Origin of the sequence: Bacillus cereus group sp. MYBKT111-2 (assembly GCF_051915205.1) — a bacterium.
Classification (GTDB): Bacteria; Bacillota; Bacilli; order Bacillales; family Bacillaceae_G; genus Bacillus_A; species Bacillus_A paranthracis.
In genome coordinates this window covers 151,126-166,228 of the sequence record NZ_JBQAEG010000003.1, presented here as the reverse complement: position 1 = coordinate 166,228, position 15,103 = coordinate 151,126, and the positions used below count along the sequence as shown (strand labels likewise).

Here is a 15,103-nt window from a genome sequence, read left to right as displayed (position 1 = left end):
AAATTATCTTATTTTGGGGTAGGGGACAATACTTTAGCTAGATGAACAATTTCTTCTATAGTAGAGTTTACATCTTTGCTATTACGAATTACAAACAAATAGTCAGCTTCGTTTTCTATAGGATCCACCACATCTTCATGTAGTGATTCAGCCTGTTGTCGATCTAGTACTTGTTTGAAACTAGAATAACCACCTCTAAAAATATTGGTACTTCGTGTGCTTTGAGTCACTCTTTCATTAAGTACAACATCTGGAATGTCAAAATGAACGAGTATACGTACATATTCATTTTGTGGAAATAATTCGTTTAGTAAATATAACCTTCCGTTTTTACTGCGATTGGAGTTACTAATAATAAGGTGTAAATTTGTATGTCCTTTCGCATAATCAACAATGAATTTCGAAAGACCGTGCTTAAATGTATTAGGGCCTTCAGCTGGTTGTAATTTTTCATAATGCGCGTTAATAAATTCTGCTTGGTTATCTTGATCCATAACGAAAGAGTGGGGTAACTCTTTTTCTAAAGCTTTTGCGAATGTAGTTTTTCCGCTGTGTGTTTTTCCTACTGTAATAATGACGAATCGTTTCATATTGGCCTCCATGTGTATTGTTATAATCTGGAATATTCTGTGTGAATCGACAATTTTCCTGCTAGAGAATATATAAAGTGTCGGAGTGATAGTAGGCTGTAATTTTCATAATGTGTGCTAATAAATTTTTGATGTAATTGCTAACAAGATAAGATTTTGTTGTATCCCTTAAACGATAAAAATGATAAATTCGCAAAAAATTATTATTTTTGGATAATTGATTTGTATAAACGAAAAACTGCATTATTCCAAAAGAATATGAAAAATCACCTTTGGAACAGTGCAGTTTTTTATGATGTGTAAGCTGTTTCTATGTTGATTAACCGATTTGTATTTGGAGCTCAGTTATAAAGTCTTCATCATTTGAAGAAGCATAATTATTTGGAAGAGACACTTCGTATACATTATTTTCTATCGGGAAGCCTGATGAATAGTAGGCTTTTTTTAATTTATTGAAATGGTCATAATAATCGGCTCTTGACCATTTAAAAGCGATACACATATATGTCCCTTTAGGTATGGAATCGACATAAACACCTGAGGGATTTAAATCTGTTTTAGAAATACTAGTATAAAGGCTGCTGTAATGAATATTTTCCGTTGATTCGTAATCCTTTAGCGGATATATGCAACCATATTGAAGATCAACTACGGATCCTTCCTTTTCTAGTGTATCTGCGAGTTCTCTAAAATACATATCGGGTTGATCTAGTGGAGTCACTATATCTTGGCAATCTAGTTTTAATATAGAGCGTTCATCTATTTTACGCGTGTAGACGATTCCAAGTTCCTGATTGTTTAGAAGTATTTGCTCATGAAGCTGGCTTTTATGATGATTTAGCAATTGTTGAATGTTTTCTAGTTTTTTGATTTGTTTTTCTATAATCAGTTCTTGCCTTTGAAGGAACTCATACATCGATTCAGGGGGTAGTGCAATCATGCGGCGAATGTCGTCAAGTGGTGTACCGATGTGTTTTAAGTATTTGATAATATCTAAATAAAAGATTTGTCTAATACTATAATAACGATAATGATTTTCGGGATTAACATATTCCGGTTTGAAAAGGTCTAGTTTATCATAATAACGAAGAGTTTGAATTGATATATTATTTAGCTTTGACATGTCACCTATCGATAAATATGTCATTATAACTTACTCCTTCATGCAATATTTATATTTTTAATTAGCCTTGACTCTATAGTAACTATAGACTTTATTATACAGCTATAAGATATCTTGTACAGGATATTCATATTTATGCTTTGAGAATTATTATAAATGGAGGTTTGGCGTTTATGAGTAAAATAATAAGGTTAATAGCTCCTGATTGGCAAGGGGGGAATAAGCGAGAATATTATTTTGGTGCGGAATTATTGTCATGGTTGGCGCCTAAAAATGCTAACCAAAAAGTTATAAAATTAGATGTTATGGAACCAAAAAATGAAGAATTAAAAAAAGAAAATGGTGTGATTGCCCAATCCTGTGTTAAACAAAATGTGAGTAGGGCGGCGAACGTATTGAAAGAAGAGTTACCAGATAAAATTATTACTTTTGGTGGGAATTGTTTAGTATCTCAAGCACCTTTTGATTATCTTCATGGGAAATATGGAAGTGATCTCGGAGTTATTTGGATCGATTCTCACCCTGATGTTTCAACTCCAAAAGAATTTTATCACGAGCATGCGATGGTTTTAGGGAATTTATTAGGAGCAGGAGATCCAGAATTATCAAAAAGTGTTGAATTTCCTTTTAATTCAGGTCAATTTTTATATGTTGGATTGCAAAAGCCACTTGATTTAGAAGTTAAATTATTAAAAAATTTAAATCTAAACTATACTGTTCAAGATAAAAAGCTTTTAAAACTTGAAGAAATACAAAAGTGGATTAAAGAAAATAATTTTACTAAAATAGCTATTCATCTTGATTTAGATGTTTTAGATCCTGAGTTATTTAGATCTTTATATTTCTCAGAGCCTGGTGTAACAGATTTCCCTTCAGAATCAGGAAAGATGACTCCAAAAGCATTATTGAATATATTAAAAGGCATTTTTGAAGAAAATGATGTAGTCGGATTAACGATTGCAGAGTTTTTACCATGGGATGCTATTAATTTGAAAAATATATTATGTAAGTTAGATATTTTTAAATAATAGGTAGAAATGGATCTGCTTTTAAGCAAATCTATTTTTGTTTTTGTGGTTTTTGAGATGAGTTCTCTTGCCTTGAATTAACATTAAGATGCGGCAACAAATCTGATTCTTCCATTGCCAGGAATATTAAAAGGTATTAATGTTACTGAGAAATTGTAAATCAATTAAGTTGGCAGATTGAAATTTTATTTAAAATATGAAAATCATTTTTTCAAATACATCATTTCAAAAAGATAAGAGAAAATGAAATAATGATTAATCTCAGTATAATTTCCTCCAGTTATATTATTATAGTCTAGAATATTCGGTGCGGAGTGGAAACTTCTTGCAAGAACATATGTAAATTGTTGGGGAAGAACGAGTTAGAAACTTGACAAAAAAACTTATTTATGCTATAATTTACCAATATAAAAATAAAGTGTATAATAGGGTTCTCCTGGCCAGGGGAACCCTATTTTTGTTGTGAAAATGAAGGAGTGTATGTGCGTGAAAAAAGGTGAAGCAAGTATAACGTCGTTAGTATCAGCTTTCGGAAGGGCATATCATAGTGAATTTGATAATCCGAAAATCTTTGATGATTATGTAGCTAAAGAGTTCATTTCTCAAAAAGAACGTAACGACATTGAAATGAACATGGTTCAAGGAATACATTTTTTCAATACAGACATTGCAAAGCAGTTTCAAGATAATCCACAAGAAATATTAAAATGGATTACACAAGTTCAATTATCACCAACACCTTTAGCGCGTGCGGCATATTGTGAAAGAGTATTACTACACGAGATTACGCTGGGAGCGAAACAATACGTTATACTCGGTGCGGGATTGGATACATTTAGTTTTAGACACCGAGAATTAGAGAGTAATATAGAAATATTTGAAGTGGATCATCCTTCTACACAAGGGTTTAAGAAGGAGAGAATAAAAGAAGCAGAACTTGAAGTTCCAAATAATCTTCATTTTATTTCGATGGATTTCACGAAAGGATTTTCCTATGAACAGTTACGGAATGAAGGATTTGAAAATAAAAAGACGTTCTTTAGTCTATTAGGTGTAACGTACTATTTAACGAAAGAGGAACTTTCTAGTTTAATAGAATGTCTATTTGCGATGGTTCCAGAAGGGAGCTCTATCGTTTTCGATTATCCAGATGAAAACTTATTTACAGAAAAGGGACTGTCCAATCGAGTGGAAAATATGGTGAAAATGGCTACAATAGGCGGAGAACCGATGAAATCATGTTTTTCTTATACCGAAATGGAAGCACTATTAGAGAAGGCGGGCTTACTCATTTATGAGCATTTATCACCAGAGGACATAAATACATTCTATTTTGAAGGAAGAAACGATTACTTAGAAGCTTTTGAGACGGTGCATTATGTGCATGCGGTAAAGAGGTAGAGGATTATTAGGCATGGAGAGGAATCTCTGTGTCTTTTTTATGGGAGAACAAGTGGGAAACATTAATAGGAAGGGAAATTCGATAATTTAAAGAATATGAAGTATGAATGTAACAAATTAAGTAGTGGTGCTAAAGGAGAACAGAATGTACACAATTGGACAAGTTGCAAAATTTTTAGATGTATCTAGAGATACTTTGAAGTTTTATGAGGAAAAAGATTTGGTCAAGCCAAAGCAAAGTGTTGAGAATGGGTATAGGAAATATAATCATTTTGATATATATGATATAACAACGGTCAATTTCTATAGGGAAATGGATATCGAAATAAAAAAAATTCAGGAATTATGAAAATTATATAAGTATTTATAAAGGATTAGTCGTTGCTATAATCATTTTAATCCTTTCAATTGTTTTTCTATATTTCAACCCGTATAGCAGAAAAATGCCCGATAAGGAAGTATATATTACTGTATTTTTCATGCCCTTACTCCCTTCTTTTCTAGCAGTTATTAGGAGAAAAACTTTTATGATTTTTTACGGCATTTGGTTGTTACCAAGAACTTTTTATTTGAGTGTAGCTGCGATATCTACGTTATGGAATTTATATATTCTATCTTGAATGATTTATTTTACTAAGTTTTTGAAAGGGAAGGATGAGGAGTATAATGAAACAAGAATTATCTAAATTAGCAGATATACTAGTCAACCATTCTACGAAAGTACAGCCTGGTGACCAAGTGTTAATTCAAAGTGTTACGGAAATAGATCCTATAGTAGTTCGTGAAATTATAAAGTCAGTGGAAAAAGCAGGTGGATATGCACATGTATCAATGCGTGACGTTTCTGTTACGAGGCAATTGATTTTATCAGGATCTGAAGAACAATTTAAGTTATTAGCAGATTGGGAATGTTATCGACTAAGTAAAATGCAAGTGTATATTAATCTCCGTAGTCCCAGAAATGCATATGAATTAGCAGATGTACCAGCAGAAAAAATGAAGTTATATCAAAAGATATTTGGAAAAGATCATAGTGAAGCGGTGTATAAAACGAGGTGGGTGACAACTCGCATTCCGAATGCAGCTTCTGCACAAGAAGCAAATATGAGCACGGAGGCTTATGAAAAATTCTATTATGATGTATGTACGCTAGATTACAACAATATGTCGAAAGCGATGGAGCCATTAAAAGAATTAATGGAAAAGACAAAACGAGTGAGGATAATTGGAGAAGGAACAGATTTGGAGTTTTCCATTGAAGGAATAGGCGTTTTAAAGGGGGATGGTACGGATAATATCCCGGATGGCGAAATATATACAGCACCTGTTAAAGATTCTGTAAATGGAGTAATAACATTTAACACAGCTTCCATTCAACAAGGTTATGCGTTTCAAAATATAAAGTTACATGTTAAACATGGGAAAATAATAGAGGCATATGCAAATGATACAGAGCGAATGAATCGCATTCTTGATACGGATGAGGGAGCAAGATATGTTGGAGAGTTCGCGCTAGCTTTTAACCCTTACATACTACATCCGATGAATAATACGTTATTTGATGAAAAAATATATGGTAGTTTTCATCTAGCGATTGGAGATTCGTTGCAAGGTGCAGATAATGGGAATACATCAGCGATACATTGGGATTTAGTAAACATTCAAAGGCCAGAGTACGGCGGTGGTGAAATTTGGTTTGATGATGTACTGATTAGAAAAGATGGGGGTTTTATTTTACCAGAGCTGTTAGGATTAAATGAAAAGAATTTAAAAAGGTAAAGTGCTTTTTGGAAGTTGTGTAAAGGAGATTAAAATCCTAGGACAGGGGCAATATAGGAGGAAGTTAAAATGGGAAAGAGTGAAATGTTTCAGGATTTTAACTTTAAATTAGTGATAATTGAAGCTTTATTAGATAAAGAGCCACTATTTCAAAAGGAATTGAAAGACTTAATAGATAAGTATACGAATAATTTCGAATGGTATGCAGGAGCTGGACCAATTGTTGAAATCAGAGATTTTTTAGAAGAGTTAATTTTGGAAACAAGTGATTTGGAAAAGATTGAATCCCTTTGCTTTGATGGCGGGAATGAAATTTATCATATTTTAAAGCCTGATTGGGACGGTGAAGACAGTTTATTTGATGTTATATCTGTTGAAGGATTTCAAAATCTAAAAAATTTAAAAACAGTGGAGTATATTTCAATGTGTTACCCGAAAGTATTAGAACCATTAAAACAAGCTGGAATAGAAATTGAGGATTAATGAAGAGAATTTAAAATGGTAAAGTACCTTATTGAAATTGTGTAAAGAAAATTAAAACACAACAGATTAAACGAAGTGATTTATCGTATAAATTTACATTCAGTTAATATTAGTAGGTTAATAGAAAAATTAGTGTTAATTGTTGAATGGGGCGTGTAAAAAAGACAAAATCTCTTAAAAAACACTTAAATTTTTACTCCATCTATCTTTACAATCCCTCTTTATAATGTGAATTGGACAAGCACCTAAGAGAAAGCAAAACATGTCAGTTTGTACATTCTATTATTAGGGGGAGAATTTGTATGAAAAAGACAGTTGCTTCGTTAGCAGTTATGGCGGCATTATTACCGACATTTTCAGCACATGCGGAAGGGAAAGAGCAAGTTCGAAAATCAGCTACAACTTTTAATGTTATTAGTGACATTCAAGGTGATTTAGGAGATTTTGATCACGTATTAAAAGATATGAATAAAGTAACGCCACTTTCTAGAGCGCTTATTATGAATGGGGATATAACGCCAACTGGACAACAGTCCCAATATGATGATGTGAAGCGTGTATTAAACAAAAATAAGCATCCCGAGAATGTATGGTCAACTGTTGGGAATCATGAGTTTTATGCTGGTAAATGGACAGCTGATGGGAAGTTATCTCAAAGTACATGGCCAAATGGTGTAACTGAGGAAACTTTATTTAACCGCTATCTGAAATTTAGCGGACAAGAAAAGGTATATCATAAAAAAGAATTAGACGGTTATCCGCTTCTATTTTTAGGAACGGAAAAATATATGAAATACCACGATTCAAAAATGTGGGATGAAGTATATATGAGTGATGAACAATTAGGTTGGTTAAAACAAAATTTAGAAGAGTACAGCCAAAAAGATAAAAACAAGCCGATTTTCATTTTTTCTCATCACGTTTTACCTGATACGGTGTCTGGATCAAGACAATCACCGTACTTACAAGATTATTTAAATGTCGATAAGTTGTATGATATATTAAAAGACTATCCACAAGTTGTTTTCTTTACGAGTCACACGCACTGGGATTTAAACTTACCGGACTGGGCTGGTAAAAAGAAAATTGCAGGCGGAGATAAAAAAGGATTTACTGTTGTAAATACGGGCGGGATTGAAACGGGCTGGATGTCAGCTGGACCAAATGGAGGAGAGAAGACTGCTCCTGATGGTTATTCATTTAAACAAGGGTTGCAAGTGAAAGCATATGGTAGCGATGTAATGGTGACAGCTTATGATTACAAACGTGATAAGGAAATAAAGAAATTATTAATTAGTGATTCGAAAATTGCACAAATGGCACCAAATGTAACGGCAGATGATAGTAAAAACGTAGTTGTCGGTGCAACGGAGTATATGGAGTACTCTGTAGAAGGAACGAACGAGTGGCTGACGTATAATCCAGGGAATCCTCCGAAATTTGAGGGGAACAAGGTTGTATACGTACGCCATAAAGGCGAAATGAATTTAGAACCAGGATTAACACAGCTACTTCGTTTTTCGGCAAATAAGTGATTGGAGGGAGCCCGCATTTGAATGTGTGGGCTCTTTTTATTTTGTTGTTTTTTGTCGATAAGTCGATATATTTGAAAAATCGCTGATATAAATTAAGAATCGGTCGATATAATTTGAAAATCGCCGATATAAGTTAAGAATCGCTGATATAAATTTCATGTACCGTATTGAAGTTACAATTCCATTCGCCAAAACCGAATTCCAACACATTTTTCCCCCAGAAAGATGACTTCATCATTTTTACATGCAATAATAGTAACGTTACATACATTGTGAAAGAAGTACAAAGGAGCGTTATTCATGAATTTAGCTAAATTCCCGAGAAAAAAATATACAGAATCATATACACCAATTGAAAAATTAAACAATTTTTCTGAAGCACTTGGTGGACCGACTATTTATTTTAAACGAGATGATTTACTTGGTTTAACAGCTGGTGGTAATAAGACGAGAAAGTTAGAATTTCTAGTTGCGGATGCACAGGCGAAGGGTGCAGATACGTTAATTACAGCTGGTGGTATTCAGTCAAATCATTGCCGCCTAACACTGGCAGCTGCGGTGAAAGAGAAAATGAAATGTATTCTTGTATTAGAAGAAGGGCTTGAGCCAGAAGAGAAGCGAGACTTTAATGGAAACTATTTCTTATATCATTTACTAGGTGCTGAAAATGTCATTGTTGTACGAAACGGAGCAGATCTTATGGAAGAGATGCATAAGGTTGCGAAAGAAGTAAGTGAAAAAGGGAATACACCATATGTCATTCCAGTTGGTGGATCAAATCCTACTGGCGCAATGGGATACGTTGCTTGTGCGCAAGAAATTATGGCGCAATCATTCGATCAAGGAATTGATTTCAGTTCAGTCATTTGCGTAAGCGGTAGCGGCGGCATGCACGCTGGGTTAATTACAGGTTTTGCTGGAACACAAAGTAACATCCCAGTAATCGGAATTAACGTAAGTAGAGGAAAAGCAGAGCAAGAAGAGAAAGTAGCAAAACTTGTAGATGAAACTTCAGCTCACGTTGGTATTCCAAACTTTATCCCGCGCGAAGCTGTTACATGTTTTGATGAATATGTAGGACCAGGTTACGCGTTACCAACGCCAGAAATGGTGGATGCAGTGCAGCTGTTAGCAAAAACAGAAGGTATTTTACTGGATCCAGTGTATACGGGTAAAGCAGTAGCGGGATTAATCGACTTAATTAGAAAAGGTACATTTAATAAAGAAGACAACATTTTATTCGTACATTCAGGTGGTTCACCAGCTTTATATGCGAATACATCTTTATTCGCGTAAGTATGAAAAAGCATTGGGTATCCAATGCTTTTTGTTATATACTGGAATTATTAGGAGGCCAGAAGGGGGGAGTATATGAGTTCAAACTTAAAATGGATGATATACACGATACTCGGTATTTTTATTTTATTAATTTTATTTGTAGCTTTTGGAGTTTATTTATATTTCACTTAAGTGAAATGGTAACCGAACCAAAGGAAGAATAAAATAATTGCTGTATTAAATAGAGTAAAACATAACCCGATGATGGCTAAAATTTTTTTCTCAGCTCGGCTACAAAAAGAGATGACCGCTAATAGAATTGCTATAACAGCGGAAGCTAATATGAAGTAGGCGAAAGGCACGATATATTCTACTCCAACTCGGTCTAAAATAGGTGTGAAAAGAAAGAGATTAATAGTAACGAATATACTTGCAAAGAGAAACGTATAGCTTTTCCAAGTGTATGTTTTTAACTGCATGGATCATACTCCTTTCCTTATATTATTTATATTTTTAACCATAAATTAATTACCTTTATTTTACAATAATCTGGATTGTTATGAAATGAGGTAGATGAATATGAAGGATAGAAATGTGTCTTTAGTTTTTATTATTATCTGTATATTAATAGTAACTGGCTGTTCAAATATACTAGGAAATGAAGAGCAAAGAATTGAAGTGCAAAAAGATATTGGTGATAATGAATATGAAGATTTTAAGGTAGTGACAGATAATAATGAAGTGATGCAAGTAAAGAAAATATTAAAGGATACTATTTTTGAAAATAAAAAAGTGGAAATGTCTCGTCCAGCTGATTATCATTTTATTTTTCAATTTAAAAATCCGAAAATAGAGGCGAAAGCTGTGTTGTATCAAATTTGGATAAGCCCTAATAAGGATACAGTGGAAATCATCTCGGGTGGTAATCGGTACGCTCAATTAGAAGAAAAAAATGCAGCTATTTTGTTTCGGATTGTTACAGGGGAAAAGTTAGCTGAGTAAACTATATTGGATTATAGGGATTCAGTTCATATTTTTCATTTTGAGAGATAATTAGTTTTCAACAATAATAGCTATCTTTTTATGTTGGAATAAACATTGAGAATCGGATAAAATGGAAATTAGACATTGGATTCATGCTCCTTAAGGTGTGCTTTAATCTGCCAACGGATAATAAAACTAGGAAATATATTGTTTTTATAAAGATTCGATGTTATGTTTAGTTTTCTTAATATAATATTTCCCTTATATAGGAGTGGCTATTTGAAGAAATTAATAGTATTAGTTTTATTGGCTACATGCTGTCTCACTATTGCAGGATGTTCTAATAATAGGGTTACAACAAAGGATGAGTCTAAAAATTCAACACCTGTAAAGATTAAGCGTATCAATAAAGCGTGGTATAAACATATATAATAGTTTTCAAGAAACTTGAAATTGTTGATGATAAAGATATCATAAGGTGAAATTAGTTAGGCAGATTAGAGGTTGTGAAACCTGGTGACAAGCAGGAAGCATGGTTCGCATTTAAATTAATAAAATATGCGGCATTAAAATATTCACAAAAAAGAGTCTACATGTAGGTCATTTTTTGTGGATATTTTTCATAAATAAGAGATATTCTATGCTGCCTGTCTCTAACTTGGACCTTCTAAAAATTACTTTACTAGGTTAAAATGTTTATAGAGTATCATCCTTCAAAATGCGGTGGGTCCCATAATAACTCGATTGATGTGGTCCTTTTTCGCGTTATTTACTATCTTTATATATCTTTCTATTAAAAAATCTAACTTTAATAGATTAAATGAGATAAAACCTAGTTAAAAACAATGAAATTTCAGGAAAAATAAGGTACACTATTCAATGGTTTTGGTTTAAAATCAATTGACGTTAATGTATACGGGGGAAAGATTGATGAACAACAATACAGTAAATGAATCTGTTGAAGAAGTTGAGAAAAAACGGGTAAGATCAAAAAAACGTTTTACAAATTGGAAGCTTATCGCAGCAGGTGGCGGTGTACTTGCACTTCTCCTTGGGGGAATGAGTTATTATCAGGCAACTCACTTCAATTCTAATGTTACGATTAATGATACAAAAGTCGGTGGTATGAGCGCTGATGAGGCAATACAGAAATTAAAAACATCTGGACTAGCAAACAAAGTTTATATTGATCAACAACAAATTTTAGATGAAAAAGAGACAAAAACGGAACTGACGGAAAAAGATTTGCCGCAAGTTAAGAAACTATTAAAAAGCCAGTGGACATTTTTCCCTTCTTCAAAGGAAAAAGATTATTCATTGCTACCAAAAAAGGCAGAGCAGTATCGTAGTGAAACGATGAAAAAACTTGTAGAAGAAAAGCTCGTGTCTATGAATGAAAAATTAAAGGCACCTCAAGATGCTATGGCAAAGCTTGAACAAGGAAAAATTGTTATTTCGAAGAGCGTTGATGGAAAACAGTACGACGTTACGAGTTTACTAAAAGATTACGATAAGCAGAAGCATAAAAGCGAAATTCATCTAAAGTCTGCATACATACAACCTATTAAAGAAGACGATCCAATTATTAAAAAAGAAGAGAAAGCATTACAAAATCTTCTTACGCAGTCTGTTGATTATAAAGTGCAGGATGAAGTGTATTCGTTAAAAGCGAAAGATTTAATTCAAAATGCCTCTATGTCAAAGGATATGAAAGTGACAATCGATGCGAGCGATATTAAGAATAAGGTTGCTGAAATTAATAAGGCTAAATCTACATTACATAAAGACTTCGCTTTTAAAACACATTCTGGTTCGGTTATATCAGTAAAAGGACAAGGATACGGCTGGGCACTAGATGTGGAAAAAGAGACAAAACAAGTTGGGCAAGCCTTTGAGAAAGGCGAAAAATCACTTTCTGCTTCTAACATTCACGGGAATGGTTGGGAGAAAGAAGGGATCGGTTATAAAACAACATCGAATAATGGCATAGGAGACACATATGCAGAAGTATCCATTGCAGACCAACAAATTTGGATTTATAAAGATGGCAAACTAGTCGTTACAACAAATGTAGTAACGGGTAAACATAGCACGGGTGAAGATACATCACCAGGTGTGTGGTACGTTCTATACAAACGTACACCATATACGCTAAGAGGCAGCGCAGTAGGGAAAGCTGATTATGCAGTTAAAGTAGATTACTGGGTTCCATTCACAAATAGCGGTCAAGGATTCCACGATGCCGGCTGGCGAAAAGACTGGGGAAGTAATGCTTATTTAACAGGAGGATCAGGCGGTTGTGTAAACCTTCTTCCTAACGTTGCAAAAACTGTGTATGATAGTTTGAATACGTATGATCCAGTTATCGTGTACTAGAAAATAGCTACGTATTAAGAACTTAAACGAATAAATAAAGCACCTGATGGTACATGAAAAAACACCTCTTGCATTCGCATACAAAGTGTGCAAATGCAATGGAGGTGTTTTTGTTTGAATACAAGAGTTTATTGCGTATAAGAAACAAAATAGAAAGAGATTAAGATGAAGAAACAGGTTTTCAAATAGTCAATAAAATTGACACTGAATATCATTTTCATTTATGATGGAGTCGTCGTATGTAATTGGACATGATTTTCGTGAAAAAGTCTATTTCTTATATTCATATAATAGATTTCTATTAAGGTATCACATTCAAGAACTATTACTAAATTTTTTAAGAATTTAAACATAGGAAAGGGTAACTAACTGTTACGATTTATTTAACAAATTATAACGAAAGTTAATTAAATATATCAGTAAGCCCTGCTAGTCAAGTGATTGGCTAGTAGTGAGGGTTAACTGCGGGCAATCCCTAAAGCTGATTGAACTACAACGTGGCTAGAAATAGCGAGCGTGAATGTCGCGAAAGCAGAAAAAATCAATCAGATGGTGCAAGGTTAAAGCTTAAACACTAGAACAATGGGTCTTCCGCCTCGAATCATCTAAGTCAAAAGTGATAAGATGAACGTTCAACGACTATCTCGTATAACTGACGAGAGTACATCACAAGCCTATGGTGATGGAAAAATCCTCTATCTCTAAAGAGATAAACATATAGTCTGCGCTCATGTGAAAACATGAGAAGTTCATAAGAGAACTGGCTAAGGAATTGCGCCCTTAGTTGAACGAGATACATTTAATTAAATCTATCAAATCTCATTGAATATACCGAACGTATGCGCTATGGTAGGTTCAATGAGGTAAGAATAATAATGAAATTTTTACGAGTTAGTCAAGTATCAGAATTAACAGGTTTGCATACGAGTAGTCTCGGGAGAATGCTGGTGGAACACGCTACGATTCAGAAGAACAAATCTTTCATTAAAGGAGTTATATTCTGATGATATTGGCGAAGAAAGTTAGACTAATTCCAACGCCTGAACAAGAAAAAGTGCTGAGAAACCATGCTGGCGCTGCAAGATTTGCTTATAACTATTGTAAAAGAATGAGTGATAGATACTATAAGCTATTTGGAAAATCTGTTTCACAGTTAGCTTTACAGAAACGATTTACAAAGATCAAGAAGCGAAAGAGATATGAGTGGTTAAAAGACATTAATGCACAAGTTCCCAAACAGGCTTCAAAAGATTTTGATACGGCGAGAAAACATTCGTTCAAAAAGTACAAAAATGGGTATCACACTTCTTATAAATCCAAAAAAGATGTAATCCAAGGATTTTATGCCAATTATGAAAGACTGGTTATAGGAAAGAAAGTCGTTCATATTCAGTCTATTGGAGAAGTGAAAACAAGCCAACAACTACCAAGAAATAAAAAACCATCCAATCCAAGAGTTACATTTGATGGTCGTCACTGGTGGATTAGTGTGGGGTTCCAAGAAGATTTTGAATCCCAAGAACTAACGAATGAGTCGATTGGTGTGGATGTTGGTTTAAAAGAGCTGTTTGTGGCTTCTAATGGTATGAAAGAACGAAATATAAACAAAGATGCCAAGGTTAAAAAGCTTTTGAAAAGGAAAAAGTCAGCACAAAGAGATATGTCTAGGCGATTTAAAAAAGGTGTAAAAATTCAATCTGCCGGATATGAAAAAGCGAAAGCGGAGCACCTGCGGTTATCTAGGAAAATTACGAATATCCGAAATAACCATATCCATCAAGCAACAGCTAAATTGGTGAAAACCAAACCAATGAGGATTGTTGTCGAAGACTTATCTATCTCAAACCTGTTAAAAAACAAAAAGCTATCGAAAGCATTTTCATTTCAAAAATTAAACTTCTTCTTTCAATGTTTGTCATACAAGTGCGAGAAGTACGGCATTGCGTATGTAAAAGCTGATAAATGGTTCGCCTCAAGCAAGATTTGCTCATGTTGCGGAGTTCAATACGACCATTTAGTTCAACCAGAAGGACAGTGGAGTTTAAAAATACGTGAGTGGTGTTGTGCTTTATGTAATAGCCATCACGATCGGGATGTAAATGCTGCGATAAATTTATCAAGATGGGTAAAATAAATGCTTGATAATAGGAGGTAACGATACTGCCTCGTGTGGAGTGTTATACCCCTCGTCCCCTCGGGGTTGCGAGAACACGATGAAGCACTAACTTGTGTAAATTTGATTGAATTGTATAGATTTAGTTAAGTTTATCGTATCGGTAATATAAAATGAACTGGAAAAAAGGCGGATTATGGGTTATTATTTTTTTCGTTGTAAAAGGCACAATTTCTACACTGTTAATCGTTACAGGTGCTAAATATTTTGATTTGTCATTTATGCAACTTTTCGTACTAATATTGATCTTATTACTGATTTCTCTCATAAGTCGAAAATTACTGTATAGACATAAACAAAACAAAAAGCAAAAAGAGCTAAATATATAAGGAAGCCCCAGAGACCTTTGGATT

The 15,103-nt window shown here is 33.9% G+C and carries 13 protein-coding genes and 1 pseudogene; 11 read left to right on the top strand and 3 right to left on the bottom strand.

Going from position 1 to position 15,103, the window contains the following annotated elements; translation table 11 throughout:
* Positions 1-8: 8 nt before the first annotated feature.
* Entirely contained in the window at positions 9-590 is a 582-nt protein-coding gene (locus ACTFNE_RS09595; RefSeq protein ID WP_270705965.1) for an AAA family ATPase, read from the bottom strand.
* 319 nt (positions 591-909) lie between these two features.
* On the bottom strand, positions 910-1,737 hold the full coding sequence (locus ACTFNE_RS09590) for a MerR family transcriptional regulator (RefSeq protein ID WP_270705966.1): 828 nt from the start codon (positions 1,735-1,737) through the stop codon (positions 910-912).
* A gap of 149 nt (positions 1,738-1,886) precedes the next feature.
* Here ACTFNE_RS09590 and ACTFNE_RS09585 point away from each other — a divergent pair, with 149 nt between their 5' ends.
* The 7 genes and pseudogenes from ACTFNE_RS09585 (at position 1,887) to ACTFNE_RS09555 (ending at position 9,235) form a co-directional block, all read left to right on the top strand.
* Entirely contained in the window at positions 1,887-2,741 is an 855-nt protein-coding gene (locus ACTFNE_RS09585; protein WP_270705967.1) for an arginase family protein, read from the top strand.
* A 480-nt stretch (positions 2,742-3,221) separates the two neighbouring features.
* The gene (locus ACTFNE_RS09580) at positions 3,222-4,142 is read left to right on the top strand and encodes a class I SAM-dependent methyltransferase (protein ID WP_270705968.1); all 921 of its coding nucleotides are present in this window, start codon (positions 3,222-3,224) and stop codon (positions 4,140-4,142) included.
* Positions 4,143-4,287: 145 nt separating this feature from the next.
* Positions 4,288-4,488 (top strand): annotated as a pseudogene (locus ACTFNE_RS09575) (MerR family transcriptional regulator); the annotation flags it as partial.
* A 320-nt stretch (positions 4,489-4,808) separates the two neighbouring features.
* Positions 4,809-5,921, top strand: a complete 1,113-nt coding sequence (locus tag ACTFNE_RS09570) for an aminopeptidase (protein WP_270705969.1) — start codon at positions 4,809-4,811, stop codon at positions 5,919-5,921.
* Positions 5,922-5,990: 69 nt separating this feature from the next.
* The gene (locus ACTFNE_RS09565; RefSeq protein WP_048556829.1) at positions 5,991-6,404 is read left to right on the top strand and encodes a DUF6892 domain-containing protein; all 414 of its coding nucleotides are present in this window, start codon (positions 5,991-5,993) and stop codon (positions 6,402-6,404) included.
* Positions 6,405-6,706: 302 nt separating this feature from the next.
* The gene (locus ACTFNE_RS09560; protein ID WP_270705970.1) at positions 6,707-7,939 is read left to right on the top strand and encodes a DUF4073 domain-containing protein; all 1,233 of its coding nucleotides are present in this window, start codon (positions 6,707-6,709) and stop codon (positions 7,937-7,939) included.
* Positions 7,940-8,239: 300 nt separating this feature from the next.
* A complete protein-coding gene (locus ACTFNE_RS09555; RefSeq protein ID WP_270705971.1) occupies positions 8,240-9,235 on the top strand; it encodes a D-cysteine desulfhydrase in 996 nt (331 codons plus the stop codon).
* A 170-nt stretch (positions 9,236-9,405) separates the two neighbouring features.
* Here ACTFNE_RS09555 and ACTFNE_RS09550 read toward each other — a convergent pair whose 3' ends face one another.
* A complete protein-coding gene (locus ACTFNE_RS09550; RefSeq protein ID WP_001176307.1) occupies positions 9,406-9,696 on the bottom strand; it encodes a hypothetical protein in 291 nt (96 codons plus the stop codon).
* Between the two features lie 100 nt (positions 9,697-9,796).
* Between ACTFNE_RS09550 and ACTFNE_RS09545 the strand changes: the two genes are divergently transcribed.
* From ACTFNE_RS09545 to ACTFNE_RS09530, 4 genes are all read left to right on the top strand, one after another.
* Positions 9,797-10,219: a hypothetical protein gene (locus ACTFNE_RS09545; RefSeq protein WP_000654992.1), complete on the top strand. Its 423-nt coding sequence runs from the start codon at positions 9,797-9,799 to the stop codon at positions 10,217-10,219.
* A 912-nt stretch (positions 10,220-11,131) separates the two neighbouring features.
* On the top strand, positions 11,132-12,577 hold the full coding sequence (locus ACTFNE_RS09540; protein WP_270705972.1) for a L,D-transpeptidase family protein: 1,446 nt from the start codon (positions 11,132-11,134) through the stop codon (positions 12,575-12,577).
* Between the two features lie 1,003 nt (positions 12,578-13,580).
* Positions 13,581-14,711: an RNA-guided endonuclease InsQ/TnpB family protein gene (locus ACTFNE_RS09535; protein ID WP_270705973.1), complete on the top strand. Its 1,131-nt coding sequence runs from the start codon at positions 13,581-13,583 to the stop codon at positions 14,709-14,711.
* 152 nt (positions 14,712-14,863) lie between these two features.
* The gene (locus ACTFNE_RS09530; RefSeq protein ID WP_001104100.1) at positions 14,864-15,079 is read left to right on the top strand and encodes a hypothetical protein; all 216 of its coding nucleotides are present in this window, start codon (positions 14,864-14,866) and stop codon (positions 15,077-15,079) included.
* Positions 15,080-15,103 lie beyond the last annotated feature (24 nt).